This window comes from Telmatocola sphagniphila, assembly GCF_018398935.1.
Lineage (GTDB): Bacteria > Planctomycetota > Planctomycetia > Gemmatales > Gemmataceae > Telmatocola > Telmatocola sphagniphila.
Genome location: NZ_CP074694.1, coordinates 2,556,160 through 2,576,653 on the forward strand (window position 1 = coordinate 2,556,160; position 20,494 = coordinate 2,576,653).

General features: G+C 52.6%; 12 protein-coding genes and 1 tRNA gene. 4 read left to right on the forward strand and 9 right to left on the reverse strand.

All coding sequences use genetic code 11. The annotated features are described in order from the left end of the window. The first annotated feature begins 201 nt into the window (after positions 1-201). Positions 202-1,317, forward strand: a complete 1,116-nt coding sequence (locus KIH39_RS10140) for an acyltransferase family protein (protein WP_213499213.1) — start codon at positions 202-204, stop codon at positions 1,315-1,317. A 228-nt stretch (positions 1,318-1,545) separates the two neighbouring features. Here the strand turns inward: KIH39_RS10140 and KIH39_RS10145 are convergent, their stop codons facing one another. The 4 genes from KIH39_RS10145 to ileS all read right to left on the reverse strand — a co-directional run bounded on the left by KIH39_RS10145 (position 1,546) and on the right by ileS (position 9,798). Continuing rightward, positions 1,546-3,231 carry an EF-hand domain-containing protein gene (locus KIH39_RS10145; protein WP_213499214.1) on the reverse strand — a complete coding sequence of 562 codons (1,686 nt, stop codon included), beginning with the start codon at positions 3,229-3,231 and terminating at the stop codon, positions 1,546-1,548. A 25-nt stretch (positions 3,232-3,256) separates the two neighbouring features. Continuing rightward, positions 3,257-4,573: a DUF1501 domain-containing protein gene (locus KIH39_RS10150; RefSeq protein ID WP_213499215.1), complete on the reverse strand. Its 1,317-nt coding sequence runs from the start codon at positions 4,571-4,573 to the stop codon at positions 3,257-3,259. A gap of 42 nt (positions 4,574-4,615) precedes the next feature. Further along, positions 4,616-6,211, reverse strand: coding sequence for a DUF1553 domain-containing protein (locus tag KIH39_RS10155; RefSeq protein ID WP_213499216.1), 1,596 nt, complete (start codon positions 6,209-6,211; stop codon positions 4,616-4,618). Positions 6,212-6,303: 92 nt separating this feature from the next. After that, on the reverse strand, positions 6,304-9,798 hold the full coding sequence (ileS, locus tag KIH39_RS10160) for an isoleucine--tRNA ligase (RefSeq protein WP_213499217.1): 3,495 nt from the start codon (positions 9,796-9,798) through the stop codon (positions 6,304-6,306). A 49-nt stretch (positions 9,799-9,847) separates the two neighbouring features. Between ileS and purN the strand changes: the two genes are divergently transcribed. Beyond that, positions 9,848-10,468: a phosphoribosylglycinamide formyltransferase gene (gene purN / locus KIH39_RS10165; protein WP_213499218.1), complete on the forward strand. Its 621-nt coding sequence runs from the start codon at positions 9,848-9,850 to the stop codon at positions 10,466-10,468. On the opposite strand, the gene hemW is transcribed toward purN, so the two are convergent. Further along, on the reverse strand, positions 10,446-11,573 hold the full coding sequence (gene hemW / locus KIH39_RS10170) for a radical SAM family heme chaperone HemW (RefSeq protein ID WP_213499219.1): 1,128 nt from the start codon (positions 11,571-11,573) through the stop codon (positions 10,446-10,448). The two genes, purN and hemW, sit on opposite strands and share 23 nt — an antisense overlap. Further along, entirely contained in the window at positions 11,570-12,433 is an 864-nt protein-coding gene (locus KIH39_RS10175; protein ID WP_213499220.1) for a fumarylacetoacetate hydrolase family protein, read from the reverse strand. The genes hemW and KIH39_RS10175 overlap by 4 nt, the downstream gene beginning before the upstream one ends. 96 nt (positions 12,434-12,529) lie before the next feature. Between KIH39_RS10175 and KIH39_RS10180 the strand changes: the two genes are divergently transcribed. Next, positions 12,530-12,601 (forward strand) — tRNA-Asn (locus KIH39_RS10180). A 203-nt stretch (positions 12,602-12,804) separates the two neighbouring features. On the opposite strand, the gene KIH39_RS10185 is transcribed toward KIH39_RS10180, so the two are convergent. Both KIH39_RS10185 and KIH39_RS10190 read right to left on the reverse strand, forming a co-directional pair. After that, positions 12,805-14,241, reverse strand: a complete 1,437-nt coding sequence (locus KIH39_RS10185) for an APC family permease (RefSeq protein ID WP_213499221.1) — start codon at positions 14,239-14,241, stop codon at positions 12,805-12,807. 468 nt (positions 14,242-14,709) lie between these two features. Beyond that, complete coding sequence (locus KIH39_RS10190; protein ID WP_213499222.1) at positions 14,710-15,576, reverse strand: FkbM family methyltransferase; 867 nt, start codon at positions 15,574-15,576, stop codon at positions 14,710-14,712. A gap of 324 nt (positions 15,577-15,900) precedes the next feature. On the opposite strand from KIH39_RS10190, the gene KIH39_RS10195 reads away from it, so the two are divergent. Continuing rightward, on the forward strand, positions 15,901-17,250 hold the full coding sequence (locus KIH39_RS10195) for a DUF1501 domain-containing protein (RefSeq protein ID WP_213499223.1): 1,350 nt from the start codon (positions 15,901-15,903) through the stop codon (positions 17,248-17,250). Positions 17,251-17,317: 67 nt separating this feature from the next. Here KIH39_RS10195 and KIH39_RS10200 read toward each other — a convergent pair whose 3' ends face one another. Next, a complete protein-coding gene (locus KIH39_RS10200; protein ID WP_213499224.1) occupies positions 17,318-20,470 on the reverse strand; it encodes a VPS10 domain-containing protein in 3,153 nt (1,050 codons plus the stop codon). Between the last annotated feature and the right edge of the window lie 24 nt (positions 20,471-20,494).

Consider the following 20,494-nt stretch of genomic DNA (forward strand, 5'->3'; position numbering starts at 1 on the left):
GCTCTTGGCCAGGATGTTTTAGCTTTCAATTCACTGGCGGGCTTCCTTTGAGGATACCTGCTAGCATCTCTCCCTCTCGAAACAGTTTTTTAAATCCCAGATATTTTTCTGTTCCGCGATCCGCAAAGCTCCTTACCCTTTTCTTCGCTTTAAGGGGGAGACTCCGATCCGGGACCGACTCAGGTAGTCCTCACGGCCAAGATGCAAAATCGCACCCATCGCTTACCCTGCATCGACGGTCTCCGGGCTCTGTCGGTACTGAGTGTAATCCTTTGTCACTATCGGCTTCTCTCCTCCGAACCCAGCTCTCCAATGGCGACTCAAGTTACTTTCTATTTGGGTCGACCTTTGGGAGTGCTTTGCTTTTTTGTGATCAGCGGCTTCCTGATCACACATCTGTTGAGAATTGAACTGGAACGAACTAGTCACATCAGCTTAAGAAATTTCTATATTCGTAGAGTCCTAAGAATTTTTCCTCCGATGTATCTCTACCTCGGGATAGTCGTTCTGCTGAAACTGCTGGGTGAAATTCCCCTGGGAATCCCCAACTTCATCGCGGCCTTATTTTTTCTTTCGGATTACACCTGTTTTTTTCTGCCCGAGTCAAGTTCCGACTGGGTGATCGCTCACTTTTGGTCCCTGTCAGTCGAAGAGCAGTTTTACTTTCTTTGGCCTCTGGCTTTCCTCCTCCTGAAACCTCGCAAAGCGGCTATTTTGTGCTTTATTATTATCGGCCTGTCTCCGATCCTGAGGTTCGCGACCTATTTTCTGTTCGTTGAACAGCGAAGTTATTTGACTTCCATGCTCCATTGCACGGCCGATCCACTATTGATTGGCTGCCTGCTTGCATTGCTGGCGCAAGGGGCCCGGTTTAATCTAATTCTCAATCAATGCTCTTACAGTCTTTATCCGACCGCCGCCTTCGGAATTTTGCTGCTGGTTTCCCCGCTTCTGGTCCTGGCCGCGGGAAATTATTATTGGTTCAGTCTGGGGATTCCACTGAATAGCGCGGCCGTCGCTTTTTTGATTTCGTGGTTCATCCGCTATCCGAGTAGTCGCGTCGGGGTACTGCTGGAATCTCGACCGTTTCGCTACCTCGGCCAGCGATCGTACGGCCTCTACCTCTGGCAGGAACTGATTCTTTCGAATTACTTCGATGGAACTTGGCTCGCGATTACTCCCATCAATTTTTGCACAATCCTACTTATTGCGGAATTCTCCTATCAAACCGTCGAACGACCACTGATAAAATTGCGATCTCGCTATCGAAAAAAAAATGAGGCAAACCTTGAGAGCCACTATGAGCCTAAATGTTGAAACTCAAAAATTCCAGAAAATTGGATTCCACTCATTACTGACCGCCAACTTTTGGGTACATTGACCTTTACTAATGTAAGCCCTTAGCCCTACCGGTGGAGATGAAACGTGAAAGCTCAACACGAAATCAATCTGCTTCTGCTGGCTCTGAAAAATGGCTTCGTTTCACCAGAAGGACTTGAAAAACTCCAGTCGGAATGGTCTTTTAAGAAGGCTGATTGAGTTGGCTTACTTCCTCCGAAATCGCTTCTCTGCAGTCTCAGCTTCTTCCAGGGAAATTAGTCCGTCCCCATCGAGATCCAGTCGATCGAACTCGGCCTTACTTCCGGGAAATTCCTTCAAAGAAATGTCGCCATCGGCATTGCGATCCAGACGCTGAAACCAGATCGGCCCCTGCCCACTCCCCGCCAACGATACCTGGTACGGGTTCGCGTTAACAAAGCGAACCACGTCGTTTTCCCTCGTCAAATAGATCTTAGCCTGCGGTTTGGAAATATTCGAAGTGATGTAATCTTCCCCGGAGGGCTCCAATGGGTGAAGTTGCTTCCAGGCTTGTCTCAATTCACGCAAACTCAATCGCCCATCCTGATTCTGATCCAATATCCGAAAGATGCTCGGCATATCCACGTTGAAGGCCAGTTGTACGGGACATTCCTTGAACGATACAAACAATTTCACCAACGCTTCAATCTCTTCCCGCGTCACTTTGTTATCGCCATTACGATCGGCCATATCGAATAAGATTCGCAAGTGCTGGTATTCGGGGTTGATTAAATCCTTATCCACTACGAAATCGCGACCGTTCGCTGCCTTATTGAATGCACTCAACAGATTGTTGGTATCTTCCACTTTCGGCGCGGATATCGTTGGCTGCGGCGTAAACAGATAACCGAAGTCGATCGATTGGTTCCCGATTTTGACCAGCAGATTTCCTGTGGACAAGATCTGCACATTTTTTGCCAGGGGGTAATCGCGGCCATCGGGACGTTTTAGCACGCGGACGCTCGATTCTCTAGGGTTGGCCCCGAGGCTCATCTCGATTTCGAGATCGGGAGGCAGATTGCGCCACTCCATCAATTCGAACATCGAGAGCATGCCGTCGCCATTCTTGTCCAGCTTTTTGAAAGTCTCCGCATCGAAAGCGATTTCATTCGGCTTCAGTCGCAAATTGCGATTGGCGTCGTAGCGGAGCATCAGATTTTCAATGGCCGTTTCGCTGAACTCTCCCACAGGATGCACTCGCACAGCCCCGAATGCGGACTTCTCATTCTTACTCGCCAGATTTCTCGTGAAAATATCGGGGATAATTTCCGTGACGCTCAGGCAATCGTCCTCATCGCGATCCATCAAGGGAATCCAGGAGGGGAGCACCGCCAACTCTTCGCGGCTTAATCGACCATCTTTCTTGCTGTTGAGCCGGTTAAAAAACTCTTTCGTCACCTCTTCGGCATAGGCATCACCCAGATTTAAATTTCGGGAAGTGATCAGGTACTGCCCGGAAGGCTCATAGTAACGGATAAATTCTTCCAGGCTGATTTTGCCATCTTTATTCTTGTCGAATTTATCGAAGGTCCGCGAGGGATCATTCGGCGAGGCATAAGCGTATCCATTGGAGATCAGGCTTTGGATGGCAGTATTCGAAAAGACGAATTCGGCCTCGGACGGGCTAAGAAAACCATCGCCATCCCGATCCAGGAATTTGAAGAACTCTTTGAGTTTCGACTCGAAAGTTTTATCGAGCGATCCGGTTTTGGCATTGATGTGCACGAACACCCGAATCGGCTTGGTTTCGGTATAGAAAATGACTTCCTGAATATTCGGCACAATACTTTTGGGAGTACTAATAGCCGGATTTTCCGCCAGCAGCAGCGGCAGCCCCAGTAGGGGCACAATCAGTGGGAGTAGTCGTCGCATGGGATCCGCCTCGAATATTTCGCTATTATCCGATCAGGCTTTGAATCGGTTTGGCCACCTTGTCGACTACCCGAACCGGACGGCCGACGTTCGAGGCGTTGTTCTTGTTGTAATCGATGCCCAGTGCCAGGGCTAAAGTCGACAGGAGATCGGGAACATCGGTCTTCCCTTCTTCAACTGTAGTGCCATCCGCACTGGTCTTGCCGTAGGCTTGCCCGCCTTTGATGCCGCCGCCCGCCAACACGGCTGACCACGCATTCGGGAAGTGATCGCGACCACGCCCGCCGTTGATTTTCGGGGTTCGGCCGAACTCGCCCATACAGAGAATCGTGGTGGATTCCAACAGCCCGCGTTCGCGCAAGTCGGCCATGAGACTTGCCCAACCCGAATCGAGTATCCCGGCCAGATTTTTCACTTGATCGAAATTGTTCTGGTGCGTATCCCAACCACCGAGATTGACTTCGATAAACGGGACGCCCCGCTCCACAAGTCGCCGGGCGAGCAGGCAGCCCTGCCCGAACAGATTGCGTCCGTAATCGTCGCGGGTCTTATCTTTTTCGGTTGTGAGATCGAAAGCCTTGGCCCCGACCGACTTCATGAGCTTAACCGCGCGTTGATACGCCAGGTGCTGGCTTTGAACGACCAGATTGGGTCGATCGGAGCCAAACTGATTCTGCAGATCTTTAAGCAAATCGAAGCGACCCGTTGCCTGCGATTCTTCAATATCCTTCGGACGATCGAGATCTTGAACTTTTAAGAGTTCATCGACCATGGAACCGCTGGGAGGCGGACCAAAACTTCCTTCCCCGACGATCAGAGGAGCAAACATTGGCCCCAGATAGCCCGAGGTAAAGGCGGCGTTGTTCAACTGACGGAACGGAGAAATGCTCACAAAAGAGGGCATCTCGCTAGCCGGATCGCCGAGTTCTTTGGCGAAGAGGGAACCGAGTGTCGGGTATTGCAAGGCCCCCTGCTGCACATAACCCGTTCTGAGGTAGTATGTAGCACGCCCATGATCGCCCTCGCGAGTGGACATACCTCGAACGATAGCGAGATCTTTGCCGAACTTGGACAGTTTTTGCAGCGGTTCCCCCAACTTCAAACCGGGAACATCGGTCGAAAGTTCCTTGAAGGGACCACCGTTCTCGTGGCCGGGCTTTAGATCCCACATATCGATGGTAGCCGGTCCTCCCGAGAGCCACAGCAAAATGCAGGACTTTTGCCGTTTGGGATTTTTGGCGTTTTCCTGTGCGAAAGCCGTAAACCAGGGAGCCGTTGCTCCACCCAGTACGCCGGCCATGCCAAGTTTGGTAAACTCCCGTCGTGAGATTTCCGGTAACATAGTATGTCTCTTTCGCGATAGGGCTTTAAGTCGGATGTTCGGTTAGTGATTCAACATGAACTCACTGGAATTCAGCAGAGCCCAAAAAATATCGGTGTAGTTTTTCTTTTTGGTTTCCGGATCTTTCGATTTATCCAGATAGGATTGATATTTTTGCAGTTCTTCCTTCGTTGGCATCCGGCTGAGAGTCGCCAGGAAGAGCGATTCGATTTTCCCCGTCGGACTGAGGAACGGCGCATCGACCACACCAGCCAGGAATAAAGACTTATTCAAGTCGGTCTGGTTGTTGAGAAAATTGCCGTTCATCAGGGTCAACGCCTGAAGAATACTCGTCTGCCGTTCGATCAGGGCTTCCGGGCTGCTGAACTTGCTGACGATGGCCGCCCGCCCGGAACGCATTCCCCGAACCATTTGGGGGATTTCCTGAAATCCTTCGCGTAAGCCCGTCGCCTGCACTAGCGAATCGTAAAGTTGCTCGCCGGACATTCCGCGCACGTTCGCCCGCGCGAAATTCTTGGGATTCGACTGGCTTTGATGCGTCATCTTGCTCGATCGCTGATAGACCTTGCTGCGGGCAATGGCATTCATCATAAACTGCAAATCGAAACCGCTCTCGATAAACGCCTGGGCCAACGCTTTCTGTAACTCCGGAATCAATGGCGGATTGTCTTCAGAGGGTTCATCGATGGGATCGGTCAGCCCCAAGCCGAAGAAATGCTGCCAAATGCGATTGGTCATATTCGCAGCGAAATACGGGTTGTCTTTCGATGTCAGCCAGTTGACGAATACTTCCCGCGGGCTTTCTTTGTCATCTTTGAATTTGGGCATTTCCCCGTTGATAAATTTCACCGTTACCGTTTTCCCGAGTTCCGGAATCACAATACTCCGACGGGCCTTGGCGTCGCCGCTCGCCGCGATCGTCGGATTGACTTCCGAAAAGAATGCGGCCAGTTCCCAGAACTGTTCCCGTTTGAAACTGTTGAAAGGATGGTTATGGCATTGAGCACACTCGAGCTTAACGCCCATAAACAAACGGCTGGCGGCCGCCGCGACACTGGCGGGATTGAATTCATTGACGCGGTTAAAGGCTGCGGGCGGATCGTCCTTCTCCATTTGCATTCGCCCCTGCCGATCGGTAAATTGCGACGAAGCGGTCAGAATATCGCGAACGATGACATCCAGTTTTTCTTTGTTTCGCAATTTTTCCCGTAAATACTTTTCGAAACCGACCCCCGCATCCGCGAACTGCGCATTCTCCAGTGTCTGCGGCAGCCATTGCTGTCGGAGAACGTTGGCGAAGTAGTTGTAGAACTGGGACCGATCTTCCAAGCGTGAAATGAGTTTAGCCCGCTTTTGGGGATCGCGATCCGTCAGAAACTGGCGTACTTCCTGAACGGTGGGAATCCGGCCCACGAGATCCAGCGAAATCCGGCGGAAAAATTCGGCATCATCCGCCAGGGGGGCGGGAGTGATATCGTTCTTTTTCCAGAATTTGTCGAATTCCGAATCGATGAGATCGGCGAGTTTTTGCTCGCGAATCTCCCGATCAGGGACGGACTCTTTTTTGGAAGCCTGGCCGAGGGCGGCCTGACTGCCGATTCCCAGCCCGACTAAAAGCAAAAGGTTGCGAACTAACATTGGGTCGCTCCCGGGCGATTATCTTCTTCTACATCGATAACGCCCCTGAGAGCTGCGGATTTCAAATCTTATCTAAACTCGCCGTCCACCGTTCAGGCTTTTTTCAACCGTATCGTCAGAGGCATTCCATCAATTTTAACGCTCGTAGTGTCGAGGGCATTGTCCAATTGTTCTTTCCACTCGGTGGTTAAGGTCTCTTCTCCGATGGAATTGCGATGGGCCTGCAACGATTGGCGAATCTCTTCCGCCTCCGACTCAATGGAAAGCACAATGCGATCTTCCATCTCCAAGTTGGCCTTTTTGCGAAGATCCTGCACATTGCGAATAATATCCCGCGCCAAACCTTCCAGGCGGAGCTCCGGAGAAATCTTCGTATCAAGCAGTACCTGAGTGCCCTTCTCCACCACCCCCGCAAAGCCAGCGGGGGCCTCGTAATTGACGATGAAATCGCCCGATTCCAGGGGCACCTCGGCAATCTCAAAAGATCCCTTCTTTAACGCTTCGTAAAGCTGGCTGGCTTTCAGCGTGGCGATATAGGCGTTTACTTCCTTCAATTTTGCACCACACTTCGCCCCGGCCGTCTTCATATTCAGCTTCACCGAATCTTTCATCAGGGCTGGGGCATCGGTCGGGATAATCTTAACCTTCTTGACATTCAACTCTTCGCAAAGTTGATCGCCAAATCGTTCCGCGGCCCGGCGTTCCGCATCCTCGGCCGGTTGAACGATCAACTCCGCCAAAGGTTGACGGGTCTTAATCTTGGCGACGTTGCGGGCCGCTCCACCGACCGAAACCAGTTTCAGGAGGGCATTGACCTCCTCGGAGAGTGTAGAATCCAGCCAATCCTCTTGAACCTTGGGATAAGCCACCAGATGAACGCTCTCGGCATCTTTTGGCGAACGCAGATTCTGCCAGAGATCCTCGGCCAGGAACGGAACGATCGGCGCAATCAACTGAGCTAGTGATTTCAAAACGACATACAGAGTCTGATAAGCACTCGATTTATCGTTGCCCTGCTCACTCTTCCAGAACCGTCGGCGCGACCGACGCACATACCAGTTGCTCAATTTGTCATCGATGAACGATTCCACTTCCAGGCAGAATCGTTGCGTATCGAATGATTCGAACGACTCCCGAGCCAGTTTCACCAGTCCCTGCAAATCGGAAAGGATCCAGCGATCCAGATCGGAGCGTTGCGAAAAAGGAATCGGCTCGGCGGTTCGGTCGAAGTCATCCAACCGGGCATAATTCACAAAGAAAGCGTAGGTATTCCAGAGCTTCAAAACGAACTTGGCTCGAAGCTCATTGGCCGGGACGGGACCAAAGTTCAAATTCTGAGCCGGGTTGTGCCGGCAGTAGAGCCAGCGCATCACATCCGCCCCGATGGGCGGGTAGGAAGCTCTAACTGCCCTTATGGGCTTCCCTTCTTTATCCTTTTTTTCGACCACTTCGAAGGAAAGTGCTCCCTCCGGCAATTTCGGTTGTTCTTTTTCCTTCAAAGGATGATCGATGGTGAATCCCGACTCGGCCGCCCCTATGAACTCAATCGAATTCCCTTCGCTCTTGTGCATCGCCCGGCCGTCTTGATCGAGTACGGTCGCAAAGCCCAGGAGAGTTTTGAACGGCGGCTGGCCGTCGCTCATCATGGTGCTCATGGCCAGCAGAGCATAGAACCAGTTGCGGAACTGCCCGGGGAAACTTTCCGTGATGAATTCGGCGGGGTACCACTGCTTCCAGTATTCCCGGTCGGTATTCCATTTCATTGTGCTGAAGGCCACAATCCCCGCATCGAGCCAAGGATTCCCAACGTCCGGAACGCGACTCATCAAATTACCGGTCTTGGGATTTCGAATCTTGATCTGGTCGACCCAGGGCCGGTGCGGTGTGTTGCCTTCGAATTCCGACCAGCCTTCCACGGCTCGCTGCTTCAACTCTTCACGCGAGCCAATCACTTCGAAATCGCCTGTCTGAGGATCCACCCAGATCGGTAGTGCCAGGCCCCAATAGCGTTTCTTGGAGATCATCCAATCGCCCATGTTGCGAAGCCAATCCAATTCGCGAGCGCGACCGTTCACACTTTCCGGCAAGAAAGTCACCTGCTCGACCACCCGCATGATCTCATCGCGCCAAGTCATGGAGATGTACCATTCATCCACCAGCCGATAGAGCAATTCCTGCTTGCAGCGCCAGCAGTGCGGGTACTTGTGCGGATACTGTTCGACCGCGAACAGAATGCCCTTCTGCTTCAGATAATTGATGATCCAATCGACCGTTTCTGGCGGATTGGCATGCTTACCGGAAAGTTCACCGAAACCGGGCAGAAAATGGCCAGTCTCATCCAGCGGTGCAACGAAAGGAATCAGATTTTCTTTGCCCAGGTGAAAGTCTTCCGCACCGCAACCCGGGGCGATGTGAACTATCCCAGTACCTTCACTCTCGCCGACATCTTTCCAAGCGATGACGCGATGCGCCTGCTTAGCGGAATAATCCTTGGACCAGCCCTGCTTGCTGACCACTTCCGCCAATTCCGCCGGATAACCGTAAGGAGCGTTTTGAGCTTCGACCTGATCGAACGGCCCGTTGTAAGCCCAGCCGATCATCTCCTCGCCCTTGAGTTCTCCCAGGATTTCAAAGCCTTCCTTGCCCGCTTTCTCTTTGAAAATCTGCTCCAGGCTCTTGAGTTTGGGAACCCCCTCCACCCATTCCTTGGCTTTGAATTGTTCTTCGAGTCGAGCCGCTTTGAAAGCCCCCTTAGCAATATAATAAATCTCCGAACCGAGCTTGATCTTCAGATAAACCAGTTCCGGATTCACCGCGGCGGCCACATTCGAAGTTAGAGTCCAGGGAGTAGTCGTCCAGGCAATCAGGTTCTCGCCCGGCTTATCGCGAAGGGGAAATTTCACGAATATCGCCCGGTGCGCAATGATCTTATAACCTTCGCTCTTCTCCATTTCGCTGATGCCCGTGCCGCAGCGGCCGCACCACGGCATAGCATCGAAACCACGGTACAACAACCCGCGATGGTGGCACTTTTTGAGGAAGGACCAGATGGTGTAATTGTTTTCTTCACTATTGGTGAAGTAGCTTTTGCGATTATCCGGAGACTTTTTGAAATCTTCTTCGGTGTCCCAATTCATCCAGTAACCGAGCCGAATCGATTGCTTCGTCTGGATATCGGCGTACTTATCGACGCGGGCTTTGCAGAGATTAACGAACTTGGCAACGCTAGCTTCCGGATCGCCCGGCACCAGCGCTTCGATGTCCTTCTTGCTATGGAGCTTGAGTTCTTTCTCGACTTCCACTTCGACCCACAGTCCCTGGCAGTCAAAACCTTGTTGGTAGCGGAGTGCGTGGCCGGTCATTGCGAAATAACGGCAGTAGGCATCCTTATAAGTGCGGTTCCAGGCGTGGTGCACCCCCATCGGATTATTGGCCGTGATGGGACCATCCAGAAAGGACCACTTCGGCTTCCCGGCGTTTTGAGCCTTCAGCTTTTCGAAGATTTGTTTTTCCGCCCAGAAGTTCAATATCGCACTTTCCCGAGCGGGAAAATCAACTCCGGATGTCGCAACTTTCTCAAAACTCATATCTAACCTCATGTACTCCAATTGACTCAGTTTATAGTTGAGAGTCCGCATGAGTAGCGATGTTCGACCCGTTCGACTGGCAGTTTTGTTGTCGGGAGGCGGTACAACTCTGCAGAATCTGATTGATCGGGCAGGCGATGGTTCCCTCTCCGTTCAAATTGTGCTCGTCATCTCGAGTAAACCGAGCGTTTACGGCCTCGAACGAGCCAAACTCGCGAACATCCCTTCACTCGTTCTGCCTCGAAAGAGTTTTCCCGATTTAGCGGCCTTCAGCTCGGCCAATTTCGCGGCCATTCGCGAATCGGGGGCGGAATTGGTTTGCCTGGCCGGTTATCTGCAAAAACTGCTGATTCCGAGGGATTACCAGGGAAAAGTGCTGAACATTCACCCCTCCCTGCTTCCCAAATTCGGCGGCAAAGGGATGTACGGCCATCACGTTCACGAAGCGGTAATCGCCGCCGGGGAAACAGAAAGCGGTTGCACCGTTCATTACGTCGATGATGAGTACGACCATGGGGAAATCGTACTCCAACGGAAGGTTTCCATCAGTCTGGCGGATACCCCGGATAGCTTAGCTGCCAAGGTTTTTGAACAGGAATGCCTCGCCTATCCGGAGGCGCTTCGCAAAGTGCTAGCCAGCCGACAAATCACCCCGCCATCAGCTCGGTAATTACCGCATCGGCGAGGCAGCGCCCGGCTCGGGATAAGCGGATCGAAACCGAATCATCAATCAGTAAATGATTATCTAACAACGGCTTGAGTCGCTCCCCCGCCAACTGATCGATGGAAAAGCCGGTTTGGTTTTCGAACGATTCCCGCAGAATTCCTTCCCGCCGACGCAGTTGGGTAAATATAGTTTCTCGGGCACGATCCAAGTCCGATAACCTCTCCGAACTCTGCGTCGGTGACTCTCCGGCGAATAATTTCTTCAGATAATTATCGAGGCTTCGCGTATTAGTTTCCCGGGTGCCTGCCAGATATCGCGCGGCACCTAAACCAAACCCGTAATAGCTCTCATTCGCCCAGTAAATTTGATTGTGTCTGCACTCCTGTCCCGGCTTGGCGAAATTGGAAATCTCGTACTGTTCCAACCCGAGACGAGGGAGTTCCGCCATCGCGTACTCATACATTTGGCCTTCGAGATCCTCGTCCAAAGCCACCACTTCCTTGCGTTCCCGCCGTTTCCACAACGGCGTCCCCTTCTCGTAGGTCAAACCGTAAGTCGAGATATGGCCGACGCCAAAATCGACAGCCGCTCGCAAGTCCCGCTGCCAGTCTTCCAGCCGTTGTTCCGGTACGGCGAAAATCAGATCGAGAGAAACCCGCGGAAAATGATCGTTACACATTTCAATGGCCGGGCGAATATCCGCGACCGAATGCACACGATCCAGTTCGATCAACGAATGATTCTCGAACGATTGCACCCCCAAGCTGATCCGATTGACTCCCCCCCCTTGGAGAATCGCAATTTTCTCGGCCGTGATGCTTTCGGGTGTGGCTTCAATCGAAAATTCGTCATAATTTTTGAACCAGATCCCTAACATCTGCATCAGGCGTTGGAGATTCGGCTCGGAAAGATAGGTGGGAGTACCGCCGCCAATGAAAAGCGTTTGAATTTCCTGGGAATTCACCAGGGAGGTAAGTTCCAATTCCAGTGCTTCGAGGTAGAGGGTCTGCAAGTGATCCTTGCCCGCGACTACCGCAAAATCGCAGTAGCCGCAGTGGTGCTTGCAGAACGGAATGTGAATATAGGCAGCTTGCGGAAGCGATATCATTCGCCGACAACAGTGTTTTTCAGAACACCCAGCCCTTCGATTTCCACTTCGGTCACGTCGCCCGGCTTGAGGAATACTTGAGGGGTAAGTGCATTACCGATACCCGGAGGAGTTCCTGTGAAAATTATATCCCCCGGCATCAAGGTCACGATCTGGGAGATGTACGAGACCATCTGCGGAATATTGAAAATAAACTGCTTGGTATTGCTATTCTGCATCGTTTTGCCGTTCAAACGCAACGAAATGTTCAGGTGATGCGGATCTTTCACCTCATCGGCCGTGACCAGCACAGGACCGATGGGAGCGAAGGTATCGAAGGTTTTCCCGGCCATCCACTGCTTGCCATCTTTTTCCATCTGCCAGTCGCGGGCGGACACGTCGTGCCCCACGGCATAACCCGCCACATAGCTTTGGGCCTGAGATTCCGGAATATATCGGCCCGTTTTGCCGATCACCAGCACCAGTTCGGCCTCGTAATCGACTTTGACGGAAACCTTGGGATGGATAATATTTTCGCCATGTCCGATGAGGGTATTGTTGAATTTGTTGAACAGAACCGGGTCGCGCGGGATCGGCAGATTGCACTCGATGGCGTGATCGCGATAGTTGAGTCCGACGCAGATAATCTTCTGAGGATCGATTACCGGAGCGTGCAATTTGGCCTCGGAAACCGCGACTTTGACCGCCTTGGGGTTCGATTTTGCGGCCTCGATTTTCGAATCGAGCGAACCCTGAGCTTCCAGAATAGTCTTAACATTGGAAGGCAGAGAAGGATCGGTGGCCTGGAGATCTATATAGAATTCCCCTGCTTGGACCGACGCCCGGGGTCCGGCCGGGGTGGCTAAAGTCGCAAAACGCATAATCGGTACTCTGAACGGAAGGAAAAAATTTTCGCTTCCGCTATTGAATGAGACCCCTTGCTGCCGGACCAGATGAGGCCTATACTTTCTGAACATTCCTCGATAGCTCAATGGTAGAGCATCCGACTGTTAATCGGACGGTTCTTGGTTCGAGTCCAAGTCGAGGAGCTTCATCTTTTATTTTGGCAGCATTTCAGCTGGTGCTCGGTTTCACCTTGTACCTTAACTCAGCCCAGAAATCCGGCAAACCCTCGCTGTCACCCGCCACTAACCGATTTGTTTTACTTCCAAGAATTAATTCCCCGGAGGCGCCGTTCCAACTTGAAAAGATTAGCTCTGAATCATCTTTCAGAACGTACTGCCTCTCTACCCTAACCTTCGACCTCAGTTTTTCCTCCGTTTCGCCAGCGCCAGAAGGCATACACGGGCATCCCTGCGGCCGCGATCCCGAGGCCGATCAAACTATTTTCCGGGTACTCATAAAAAAGTGCGGCCGTCACCGCGATGGTAGAAACCGTGAAAATTATAGTGGCTACAGGATGCCCCGGCATCGAGTCGGACATGTCGACCCCGGCAGCCCGGTCCTTGCGACGCAAAATGAAAAGACTCAGGGAGGTCAAAGTCAGGAACACCAACTCAACCGACATGACGTAATTCAGGATCTGATGAAAAGTGCCCGAAACTGCAATAACAATTGCGAACGCTCCCTGCAGAAGGATGGCAACAACTGGCACTCTCGTCCGCGGGTGAATGCGAGCGACAGCCTGAAAGAAAAGCCCATCTCGAGCCATGGCAAAATAAACGCGCGGCGATGTTAGCACGGCCTGACTGAGAAATCCCACGGCCGAGATGGCGATTCCCGCCGAGAGTATCGCCGCACCGCGACCTCCGAGCGCCCTTCGCATCACTTCATAAGCGGGGCTGCCATTCTCGGAAAGTTCCTTAACGCCAAGAACGCTCAGGCAAACATAATTGACACCCAGATAGAGTATCGTCACTCCCAGAACACCCAGCAACAAACCGCGGGGAAGGTTTCTTCGAGCATCCCGAACTTCAGCGGCCATGAAGGTGGTCGTGTGCCAACCGCCGTAGGCGAAGAGAACTGGCACCATCGCCGCCGCTAAAGCTGGCAACATCCACCATCCTGCGACGGGTTCAGTTGCTTCGCCCCCAGTGGGAGGACTTGCCGGAATCGCTATTAGCAGACCGCAAGCAATCAAAGCACAAATGGCGAGTACCTTGAGTACCATGAACAGGTTCTGGGCTGTGCTGGCCGTACGAACCCCGAGACAGTTGATAGCTGTGAGTCCAGCGATGGTCACTCCAGCCACGACTTTGCCGAGGGTTGAATCCCCCGCCATGGTGCCAGAAACATCAGCCGATGAGCCGAAGATGACGGGAAAAAGATTCCCCAGTTCGAGAAAGTAGCGAGCAAAGACCACGGCCACCGATGCCATACCGCCCGATTGAATGACCCAAAGAAGGCACCAGCCGTAGAGAAAGGCGACAACCGGATGGTAAGCTTCGCGGAGAAAAGCGTACTGGCCGCCGACGTGCGGCCGTCGTCGGGCTAAGTCGGCATAGACGAGGCTACCGGCCAGACTGACGGCCCCGCCTAGCACCCAAGCCAATAACACCAATGCGGGAACACCAACCACCTTGGCCACATCGTGGGGAACTACGAAAATGCCGGCTCCGATCACACTTCCCATGACCAGCATGGTGATATCGAAGAGGCCGAGAGCTCTAGCGAGAGTTGGAGGATCGTCCGACTTCGGTGCTTCTGCGGGAACCAGTTGAGGATCCAAATTTGCCTCGGGTAGGAGTCGTAGTCTATTCGAGCCGGCATGTGGCCATTTCAACTTACAAGCCAGTACTCTAGCCTCAATTCCTGTTGGTGGAAAGCAATAGTTTGCGAGGAAAGTGACTTTTTCGCGAAAAAACGCGGCTGGAAAAGCGTTGGGATAGTTTAGCTACTTCCGTGGGTTCGCAAATCCGCGTAACGGTCTACTTGGCGAATAATTGTGTTCCTTGCGGAAGCATTGCAAAGAGTGGACCTCTTGGTTCTTTGAAAGTGCGATTATCTTCGCAAAGATAATCGATCATCCCACACCCGGAATTGAATGGCAGGATTATCAGAATCAAAATTTTAAGTCCACGCATTGATGAACCAATTCTTATCAGCCTCTCGCATAGCCTAGCACTTACAATAACTACGATTTTTACACTGTCAAGATCATACATTAATCATTCATCCCGGAACCACAACTTTTCCATCAACTTGTTTTGGGGCAAATGTTATACTCCTCCAACTCCAAAACCGCAGGCGGCCGTGAATCGAATTCATATCTGTTACCTGCGAACAATTTTCGCAACTCCTGATCGACAGAGACCGGATCGGAGAACGCGAAAGGGTGAAATCCGAAGCGAATTTGCGGTCGGATTTCTGATAACAGACGGCTCGCCCCCTGGAAAACTTCACGCTCGGCCCCTTCCACATCGATTTTCACAACCTGGGGACGAATCCCCTTCTCGGCAATAAAACCATCGAGCGAAATCGTCGGCACGGTAACCGTCAGATGTTTTTCCCCGTGTCTAACATGTTCTTCGACGGCGGCCTCGGAGATAGTAAAGCCACTTCCCACCGCTTTCGCGTCCTCTCCAAAAATATTGAAGGTAATGGTGCCGCCATGCACGGCCGCACAGGCCGCCGGGATAACGATTACGCGATCTTCAAAACCATTCGCGCGAATGTGTTTTCTTAAAAGAGCCAGATTCCCCTCCCCTGGCTCGATCGAATAGACCCGACCGGTCGGCCCGACCAGATGGGCTAACTCCAAGGTCATCTGCCCGACGTTTGCACCCACATCGATAACGGTATCGCCTGGCTTAACGACTTTTCGAAACCAATGAATGGTCTCAAATTCTTCATTGCCCCCACGCAAAGCGACGTCGAGATCCAGCTTCCAGATTCGGTCGTTCTGATGAGCTTTTACCAGTCGATCTGGACCGTATCGGAATCTCACCCATTTATGGAAGATCTTGCGGGAAAGAGTACGCAGTCCGGTACTATCCAACAAGGGGAGGAGGCGCCGTCGCCAGCGAAGTAGAGAATCTTCTTTCTTCGGTTCTTCTTCCGGCATGAATTCATCTCATTCTTCAAACAAATTTGGAGAGTTAGTTCTAATTGACACGCAGTTTCTCTGATTTTCTAGTCAATAATGAGATTTTTTTGCTACCGGATAATTGCTCCCCCGTAAAACTCGCAGCAGGCCTTTCGGTCGGAATCTCAGGCATAAGAGAAGGATCGACTCCGGAACATTTGACAAGATAAACTCGACCTCATGCCCCGCACCGCCCTTCCCGATGGCGTTTATTCGATTGCATTTCCATCGAAGTTCGGTTAAAAATAGCATTCCCGCCGCGAAAGTCTTTTTGCCAGTATTGAACCGACTCCGGAGAGTCTCGTGAATCTAACCCACTGTCTTTCTCGCCGAAGTTTCCTTCAAATTGGCAGCTTCGGACTGGGCGGATTCTGCCTTCCCCAACTCCTTCAAGCCGAAGCCAAAGCCGGGATCAATTCCTCACAGAAGTCGGTAATTCTGATCTACTTAGTCGGCGGCCCTCCTCATCAGGACATGTTCGATCTCAAGCCAAACGCCCCCTCGGAGATCGCCGGGCCCTGGAAACCGATCGCCACGAACGTGACCGGCATCCAGATCTGCGAAGCATTTCCGAAAATCGCCAAAATGATGGACAAGTTTACCATCATTCGTTCTCTCGTGGGGAATCAGGCCGAGCACGATGCCATTCAAGTTTTCAACGGGCGGCATGTCAAGACACCCAAACCCAGCGGCGGCTGGCCCCAATTCGGATCTGTAGTCGCCAAGCTGCAAGGCTCCAATGACTCGGTCGTTCCGCCTTATGTCAGCCTCTGTTACACCTGTTCGCATGGTCCGTACAACGAACCTGGTCCCGGCTTCCTGGGCCCATCGCTGGCTCCCTTCCGCCCTACTGGTCCGGCCCGCGAAGATATGACTCTGAAAAGCATCGACATCAGCCGTCTTGCGGACCGGAAAGAGATCTTAAAGAGCTTGGATACGACTCGCCGCGATGCCGATGCGAGTGGATCGATGGCCGCACTCGATTCGTTCAATCAGCAAGCCTTTGGACTGTTGACTTCTTCTCGATTGGCCACCGCCCTGGATATTTCGAAGGAAGACCCGAAGACGATTGCCCGCTATGGCACTGGCAATCCGAAGATTTTCATGGATAGCAACGGTGCTCCTCGGGTGCCGCAAAGCTTGTTGATGGCCCGACGACTCATCGAAGCCGGGGCTCGAGTGGTTACTCTGAATTACAGCAAATGGGATTGGCACGGCGGCAAAAACGCTGAAGGCCGGGCCGACAACTCGATTTTCACTCGAGAAAAAGAGGATTTCCCCATCTTCGATCAGTGCGTAAGTGCACTCGTGGAAGATTTACATCAGCGTGGCCTGAGTGACGATTGCACCGTAGTTATCATGGGAGAGTTTGGCCGGACTCCGAAGATCAGCGCCCAGGTCGGCCGCGATCACTGGCCTCAGGTCAATTGCGTTCTGATGGCCGGCGGCGGGATGAAAAACGGCCAAGTCATCGGTTCTACAGATCGCATTGCAGGGGAAGCCGCTTCCCGTCCCGTCACTTTCGGCGAATTGTACGCTACCCTTTATCGAAACTTGGGAATCGATGTCGGTGAGGCATCTATTCGCGATTTGACTGGCCGGCCGCAGTACCTGGTGGACGACAACGCCCAGCCGATCCGGGAGTTGGTGTAAAAGAGCGAGTAATTCGACCTAGCGTTGGGAATAAAGCCATCGTGAGATGAGCTAATTCTTACACCCCTCACTCCAACACTATTGTACGCAGCTTGGCGGCCTCCAGTTGCTTATTCAGCTTGGGCAGGTTCTGCGTCGAAAGCTCCTGCCAGATCATCATCAGCCTGGCGTAATTCTCTTCGACTTTCTTCACTGCCGTCAGAACCTGAGTCGTCGGCTTCACATCGGCTTCCTGAAGAACCCCCAGCAGAGATCCCATCTGCCCGCTGATCGAAGACAAAGTGGCCATTGTCGAATCGTCCTTCGCTCGACGGCCACCGCGACGCGGGGAATCGCCGCTATCGATCGAATTGGCTTTATCGATCATCGCTGTGATAGTCTCAATAAGTTTGGCATCATCGAGTTTCTTCTCCGAGAGCTCTTTGAGTTTTATCCGCAAAATTCGCAACAGTTTTTGAGTGGAAGCAATCTTCAAAACTCCATCGTAACAAATCATCGAAGCTTGATGCTGTTGCTGCAAATCTTCCGTCGGAGTTTTTACTCGGGGATCCATCTTAATCGTCAACGGCTGCGAATAAGTTTGGCCATTCGCTGTCAGCTTGACGGTATACTCCCCCGGATAAACCCAGGGGCCGCGCGGTTCTCCCGGAGTATTGCGAACGATGGCCGAGATCGGATAATTCTTCGGCCCTTCCAACGAAGCATAATGCAAATCCCAAATGAAGCGGTGCATTCCCACCTCGCTTGAGAGCATGTGGAAAGGCCGAATCCAATAGGGTGTAATTGCCAGACTCTTTTCATTGATCGGTTCTGCTTGGTCTTCGCTGGAAAATCGCCGCACCAGCTTGCTCTGAGCATCGAAAATCTCCAGTTTCACAGGCCCATTAGCTTTATCTTTCAAATAATAATTCAGGATCGCTCCATCCGGCGGGTTCTGCCCGGCCGGCTCTTCCGGAGGCAACGGCGTGTCGGTATTCACATTCCAACGAACGCGATGGGCCAGCTGCGGCTTAAACAACTTTGCCGGACTTTCCGCGATCGTTTTGTCGATCTGCCGCAACGGCGTGAGATCATCGAGAATCCAGAAAGAACGCCCGTGAGTCCCCACTACCAGATCATCCTGGTGCACGACCAGATCCCGCATCGAAGTGGCTGGCATGTTCAGGCGCAGGGATTGCCAATTTTCGCCATCGTCGAAAGAAACATGTATTGCCCGTTCGGTACCGCAGTAAAGCAGCCCTTTTCGCACCGGGTCTTCGCGAACGGCATTCACCGGAGCATTATCCGGAAGGCCCTTAACGATTTCCTGCCAAGTGGCCCCGTAATCGTGAGTGCGATAAATATGAGGCTTCTGATCGCTCAAGCGAATTCGATTTACAGCGGCATAAGCCGTCCCCGCGTCGAAACGCCCGGCATCAATAATCGAAATTTTCGACCAGGACGTTAACCCGGGCGGAGTAACATTCTTCCAATCTTTGCCGCCGTCTTTGGTGACATGAATGAGCCCATCATCCGTCCCGGCCCAAATCACGTTGGTCTCTTTGTAGGAGGGAGCTACCGTATAAATCACGCCACGCCGGGCCATTCGAGTAAGTTCGGGGGTACGGAAAACCCCAATGCTTTCGGGAACTTCCGGTTGTTCGCGCGTTAAGTCGGGACTGATGATCTCCCAGCTATTTCCGCCACTCGTCGTCTTGAAAATTACATTACCCGCGAAGTAGAGAGTGTGCGGATCGGTGGGAGCAAACAACACGGGTGCCGTGCGCAGGAAGCGATATTTTCCAGTCCGCAGCGCTTCAGGAGCGATATTTTGAACCTGCCCCGTTCTGCGATCGAACCTCGTGATTTTGCCGCCGTAGATCATGTTGGAATCGAGCGGATCGACGGCCACGTAGCCATATTCTTCGACGCCCACCGGATGCCAGTCCCGGAAGGTAATCTGACCATCCCGGCCTCGACTGCTGACACCGGCAGACCCACTCTCCTGCTGGCCGCCGTAGACCCAGTAGGGAAATTGATTATCGGTGCTCACGTGGTAGAACTGGGCAGTGGGTTGGTTGTACCAGGTACTCCAGCTTTCGCCGCCGTTGACGGTCACCACGGCCCCTTGGTCGGTCGCCAGCAGAATAATATGAGGATTGATTGGATTGATCCAGATGGTGTGGTAATCATCGCCGCCGGGTGCCCCTTTAATGCACGAGAAATTCTTGCCTCCTTCTGTGGAACGGTAGAGTCCCGTATTGGCGATATAGACCAGTTCTTTATTTTTCGGATCGGCCCGCACTTCAGCAAAATCACTGCCGCGACCCCAGATGCGGGGATCGGAATTCACCAGCTTCCAATTCTCCCCCGCATCATCGGAACGGTAGAGTCCGCCCGCTCGTGGAGCGTCGACTAACGCATACAGACATTTGCTGTCGCTGGGGCAGATCGAAATACCGATCCGACCGAGGCCTTGCTCGGCAGTCGGTAGACCTTTGGAGAGTTGTGTCCAGCTTTCGCCGCCATCGGTCGATTTGAACAGGCCGCTGTTGGTCCCCTGCCACGCCCCATTTTCCCAAGGCCCTTGACGGGCGGACCAAAGCACGCCGTAGACCGTTTGAGGATTCTCGGGGTCAAACGCGAGAGCAATCGCCCCGGTATTCTCGTCTTTGTAGAGCACCTTCTTCCAGCTTTTGCCGCCATCGAGCGAGCGGAAGATGCCGCGTTCGGTATTCGCCCCGTAAGGATGGCCAAGCACGGCCACAAAAAGTCGGTCGGGATTCTTGGGATCGACAATGATGGACGGAATCTGCTGACCGTCTTTCAGGCCGACATTTTCCCAGGTCTTTCCGCCGTTTTTGGATTTATAAATGCCATCGCCCGTGGAAAGGTCGGGACGTTGCAACCCCTCGCCACTCCCCACGTAGATAACCTCGGGATTCGAGGGAGCAATAACTAAAGTACCGATGGAACCGGTGGGCTGTTCATCGAAGATCGGCTTCCAGGTCAGGCCGTAATCGTTAGTTTTCCAGACGCCGCCGTTGTTGACGCCGATGTAGAAAACGTTCGGCTGGGTGGGAATACCGGCGGCTCCGACGGTTCGACCGCCTCTAAATGGACCGATCATCCGCCATTTCATTTCCTGGTAGGTGCTGGTCGGATAGGGTTGAGCGGGGAGAGGGCTTGTCGCCAGCAAAAGTAATATGCCGAGGATCGCGAATCGGATTGTGACTTTCATCAATAGCTCTGTAGTAGATGAAAC